Below are 4,833 nucleotides of genomic sequence, written 5' to 3' on the forward strand. Positions count from 1 at the left end.
GGCTTCACGTCGGTCAATCCGGCACGGTTGCTTGAAACTCGCGCTGGTCCGGGCTTGACGACCACTGATGGGAAGCAGCAAGGGGCCGGTCGTGGCAGCAACGGTGGGACTCTTACACTTCAGGTGACTGGCCGCGCTGGGGCTGGGATCCCCGACGGGACCACAGCAGCATCGTTGAACGTTGTTGCGATCTCTGCTGCGGGACCCGGTTTTTTGACGGTGTATCCGTGTGATCAGCCTCGTCCGGCTCCGGCGGCGTCGGTTAATTACGACGGGGGTGATGTTCGGCCCAACGCCGTATTGACCAAGCTGTCGGCGACTGGCACGGTGTGTATCCACACCCTGCGAGCCACCGACATCGTCGTCGACGTGAACGGGTCGTTCGGCTGAGGTCGATTTCGAAGCACTGGTGAGGTCTTGGTTCGCCCGCCAGGTGTGATCCTGCGTTGCTGCGAAGCACCTGTGGACTGTGCATTCCGTGGAGCCCAGACAGAGTCGAACTCGTGACCTACGCATCACGAAAGCGAGTATTGGCTTTCGGATTCTCTCGTTTCTTGCCGCCGAGCAGGTCTTTTGCAGAAGTCGACTTTCGCCGAGTCCCGCCAATTCCGCCTGTTCTCGTCCAATAACTTGGTCGAGAACTTGGTTGGATCCAATCGTTGACGGCTTGGACGTTCTCATGTGAGAGGGAGGCCTCTCGATGTTGCGTTGGCGGCCGGCTCGGCGCATTGTCTGATGACTGCGACGATCGACGTGATCCGGCTTCGACGACCGCCAATATCCGGTCTGAGAATTATTAGTCGCTTGCCCGGTCGGGCGTTTTCCACTCCACGAGACTCAGCCCGCTCGGTTCGGTATCGGTATCGGTGTGGTTCCGGGCGAGGCTGCTTCGTGAGCGTCCTGGTCGCCAAGCGCGTAGATGCGGTGGGGTGATCCGCCACAGAAGGAACACGGCGATCAGTTCGATGAGGTGAACGGTTTCGGCGAGTGGCCCATTGTGTCCGGCGACGAGATTGATGACTGTTGCCAACGCACTCAAGATGGCGAATGATGACGCGAGCGCGAGCATGGCGTGCGACATGCGCGAGACCCAGGCCGCAACGAACAGCCCGACACCGAATCCGATCTGCCAGGCCGCGAGGTGACGCGCAGAGTGTGTCTGGGCGTCAAGGCCGTGGCCTCGGATGTAGACGGGGACGGCTTCGGCCACGATGATGATTGCTGCGGCGAGTAGCAGCAATCGGGTCCATCGACCTGAGAGCCAACGCCGCTCAGGTGCGGTCACCATGTCGGAAGTAAATGACGGCATCGACGTCGTCAACGCGACGTTCGGTGCGGGCGCAACGGCAGTGTCGAGCGCAGTACGGCAGATCGAACATTTCGCAGCGTGTTGTAGCGCTGCGTGCGCTGCGTCGGCAGGTAGTTCGCCGTCAAGTGCGGCGGACACGTCTTCCCACTGCGGACAGGTCATCACACGCACCAGTCTTCCATCGTGACGGGTGAAGGGTCGACTCGACTTAGCGGCCATCACAAAGCGGCTTTGCTGTGCCGGAACCGGTTTGGAAGCCCGAATGCAGCGATGGCGAATGCCGCGGCGCCGGTCAACACGATCGACGGTCCGCTTGCGATGTCGTGGTAGTAGGACACGTACAGTCCGATCACGGCGGTCGCCATACCGAGCCCAATCGACATCAGTGTGAGGCGACCGAACGAGCCGAACATCAGTGATGCAGTCGCTGCGGGGAGCAGCAATGTTGCTGCAACGAGCAACACGCCCAGCACCTGCAAAGCGGTAACGACGGCCAGCGCGAGAAGCGCGTTGAACACGACTTCCATCGCTCCGGTGCGAACCCCGTGAGCCGCGGCCACTGATGGATTGTGCGTCGTCGCAACGAGTTTCTTGAACTGTGTGAACAACACGACTGCGACGATCACCACGACCACGCCGACGAGGATCAGGTCGTCGCGGTCGACACCCAACACGTTGCCGAACAGCAAGTTGGTGATGTTGAGGCTGCGGTCCCGGTTCGACGAGATCACCGCAACGCCACCGGCAAACATCGTGGAGGCAACAATGCCGATCGCGGTATCGATTGGAACGCCGCGCCGGCGCGTCGCGTAGATCACCACGGTCGCGACCGCGGTCGCAGCAATCGCGCCTGAGTAGAGCCCGGCACCGAAGACAAGTCCGATTCCGACACCGCCGAGCACACTCTGTGAGAGTCCTTGGCCGATGTAGGCCATCCGGCGGACCACGACAAACGGCCCCAGTGCACCGGTCACTGCGCCGACGAGTACCGCTGCGAGCAATGCCCGACCGAAGAAGGCAAACTCGAACGGATCCAACAACAGATTCATATGACACCTCCCACGAGTGCGTCGCCGTCGACGACGACGGGACGACCGTTGTGTTCAATAACTTCCATGTCTGCGCCAAACGTGTCGGCGAGGATCTCGGGGCGCAGCACGTCGATCGCTGAGCCGTCAGCAATCACAGTCTGGTTGAGGCACACGACACGTGGAAGGTGTGATGCGACCCAGTTCAGATCGTGGGTCGTCAACACCACGGTCAGGCCGTCTCTGCGTAGTTCGTCGACCAAGCCGAGCATCTCGCCGCGGGTGCGCAGATCGATCCCGCTCGTTGGTTCGTCTAACAGCAGCAGTTGGGGGTCCGAGACGAGAGCGCGTGCAAACAGCACCCGCTGGAATTGGCCACCCGACAGTTCGTGCAGCCCGCGGGCGTGCAGATCCGCAATTCCGAGGCGCTCGAGAACCCGGTGCGCAGCGGCCTTCTCGGCCCGCGAAAACCATGGCACCATCGAACTCGTCGCGGCCGCGCCGAGTTCGACCGCGCCATGCACAGTGAGCGGGAAAGTCCGTTCGCTCGCCTCGAGCTGCGGCACGTAGCCAACCGACGCCCGTCGTCGTCGGCTTCCGCCTGTCAACTCGACCGTTCCCTCTGACGCTTTAAGTTCGCCGAGCAGCAACCTCAACAGTGTGGTCTTGCCGGCACCTGATGGGCCAACGATTCCGACCAGCTCGCCGGCTTCGACAACGAGGTTGACGTCACGGAGCGGACGGGTCGGCCCGAATCGGACGCCCACACCGCTCAACGCGATTGTCGTCACGACAATGCGATCGTGTCGAGCACGGAGGGGTCCCCGCCCAGCGCAGTGACGATGCTGCGGGTGTTCGCAATCATCATTCCGACGTAGGAATGTTCGGGTGAGCCCGGCTCTCCTGGCAACTTGTCGTCGGAGAGATCCGACACGTATGCCGCCCCCGACTCTGCGGCGATCACGTCCAACACGTCAGAGGGAAACACTTCGCTGCCGAAGAACGCTGGCACTTCCTCGCGGCGGACCTGTTCGATGGTGTCGCGCAACTCCGCCGCGGATGGTTCGGAGAAGTCGGTCGGCTGGATTGCCCCGATCACGGGGATCCCGTAGCGACGTCCGTAGTACGACCAGCTGTCGTGATACACGACGAGCTTGCGGTTCGCTCGGGGGATAGTCGCGAGGGCGATTTGGAAGGCGGCGTCCATCTCTGCGATCTGTGCCGACAGCGCTGCGGCGCGTTCCGCGTAGCCTGCTGCGCCCGCCGGGTCGGCCTCCGACAAAATTCGGGCGATTTCAGCCACGTACATTCCGGCGTATCTCGCATCGGGCCAGAAATGCGCGTTGAAGCTGTGCGCGTGCCCGTGCGATGCGACTTCCTCGGCCGAGTCGGTGGCCAGAATTTCCGACTCGGGGATCACGTCGCTCAACATGTGGTGCGGCGTGCCTTGCGGGTAGTTCGTGAATGCGAATGCGGCGACCACGTTGTTGAGGTCCATCCCGTTCTCGATGTACACGTCCGCCCTCGCCAACGTCCGCGCATCCTCCGGTACCGGCTGATACGTATGACCGTCCGCGCCCATCGGCACCACGCTCACTACTTCCACAGCGTCACCCGCAACCCGAGTGACCAAGTCCGCAATCGGCGGATCCGACACGACCACCGTGTACTGCGCCTCGGCGGCAACCTGGACCTCGCCAGCCGGCGAACTCGCCGGGGTCGTCGTTGCCGCCCCATCCGATCCGGAACCGCACGCACCCAGCACCAGAGACCCAGCGACAATCGTTCCGACGCACCATCGGGTACCCCGCTGCTCACGACGTGACGTCTGGCTTGACTGCTTCATCGATGTCTTCATGCACAAACAGTCATGACATCAACCCGTAAAGTTCCATCGCCGTCGAGAAACCTCACGCCGATCCTCCCCTACCCACACACCCCCACCGACACCCCCATGAACGACATCACCCGCGTACTCTTTGCCGCGCAAGACGGCGACCCGACAGCGTTCGAACGTTTCGTCCAACTGACCATCGACGACGTCACACGCTTCTGCCACTACCTCGGCGACCGAGACCATGTCGAGGACCTCGTGCAAGACACCTACCTACGAGCACTCCGTGGACTCCACACCTTCCGAGGCGACAACACTGCCAAATCGTGGTTGCTCACCATTGCCCGACGCTCCTGCGCCGACTCGATCAACAGCCAGCAGCGCGCTCGTCGCACCGAACTCACCCGTCGCCACCACACCAACCACACCACGCTGGTCGACACCGAGCTGCTCCTCGACGAACTCCCCGACGACCAACGCTACGCCTTCGTCCTCACCCAGCTCCTCGGCTACCGCTACGGCGAAGCCGCGGCCATCAGCGACTGCGCAGTCGGAACAATTCGATCTCGCGTCTCGCGTGCACGCGCGCATCTCGCCCACCTGATCACTCAAGCCGAACAAGCCGGCTGACGCTCTGGCGAGAGAAGGCGCTCGCGACCCGA

At 62.5% G+C, this 4,833-nt stretch carries 5 protein-coding genes and 1 pseudogene; 2 read left to right on the plus strand and 4 right to left on the minus strand.

Features of this window, described 5'->3' with window-relative positions:
* Nucleotides 1-390, plus strand: a pseudogene (locus tag ACH2EI_RS11450) (hypothetical protein); the annotation flags it as partial.
* A gap of 406 nt (nt 391-796) precedes the next feature.
* On the opposite strand, the gene ACH2EI_RS11455 reads toward ACH2EI_RS11450, so the two are convergent.
* From ACH2EI_RS11455 to ACH2EI_RS11470, 4 genes are read right to left on the minus strand one after another with little or no spacing between them, the layout of a single operon-like run.
* Nucleotides 797-1,471 (minus strand): hypothetical protein, encoded by a 675-nt coding sequence (locus ACH2EI_RS11455; protein ID WP_395160092.1) that lies wholly within the window; start codon nt 1,469-1,471, stop codon nt 797-799.
* Between the two features lie 56 nt (nt 1,472-1,527).
* Complete coding sequence (locus ACH2EI_RS11460) at nt 1,528-2,358, minus strand: metal ABC transporter permease (RefSeq protein WP_395160094.1); 831 nt, start codon at nt 2,356-2,358, stop codon at nt 1,528-1,530.
* On the minus strand, nt 2,355-3,128 hold the full coding sequence (locus ACH2EI_RS11465) for a metal ABC transporter ATP-binding protein (protein ID WP_395160096.1): 774 nt from the start codon (nt 3,126-3,128) through the stop codon (nt 2,355-2,357). Before ACH2EI_RS11465 ends, ACH2EI_RS11460 begins: the two co-directional genes overlap by 4 nt.
* Nucleotides 3,125-4,195, minus strand: coding sequence for a metal ABC transporter substrate-binding protein (locus ACH2EI_RS11470; RefSeq protein ID WP_395160098.1), 1,071 nt, complete (start codon nt 4,193-4,195; stop codon nt 3,125-3,127). The genes ACH2EI_RS11465 and ACH2EI_RS11470 overlap by 4 nt, the downstream gene beginning before the upstream one ends.
* Nucleotides 4,196-4,291: 96 nt before the next feature.
* On the opposite strand from ACH2EI_RS11470, the gene ACH2EI_RS11475 reads away from it, so the two are divergent.
* Nucleotides 4,292-4,801 (plus strand): sigma-70 family RNA polymerase sigma factor, encoded by a 510-nt coding sequence (locus ACH2EI_RS11475; RefSeq protein ID WP_395160100.1) that lies wholly within the window; start codon nt 4,292-4,294, stop codon nt 4,799-4,801.
* Nucleotides 4,802-4,833 lie beyond the last annotated feature (32 nt).

It is taken from the genome of Ilumatobacter sp., assembly GCF_041688325.1.
Classification (GTDB): domain Bacteria; phylum Actinomycetota; class Acidimicrobiia; order Acidimicrobiales; family Ilumatobacteraceae; genus Ilumatobacter_A.

Coding starts and splice junctions, on each gene's coding strand:
- ACH2EI_RS11470 (WP_395160098.1), bottom strand. CDS start 4,195: ATGAAGACATCGATGAAGCAGTCAAGCCAGACGTCACGTCGTGAGCAG.
- ACH2EI_RS11475 (WP_395160100.1), top strand. CDS start 4,292: ATGAACGACATCACCCGCGTACTCTTTGCCGCGCAAGACGGCGACCCG.
- ACH2EI_RS11455 (WP_395160092.1), bottom strand. CDS start 1,471: ATGACCTGTCCGCAGTGGGAAGACGTGTCCGCCGCACTTGACGGCGAA.
- ACH2EI_RS11460 (WP_395160094.1), bottom strand. CDS start 2,358: ATGAATCTGTTGTTGGATCCGTTCGAGTTTGCCTTCTTCGGTCGGGCA.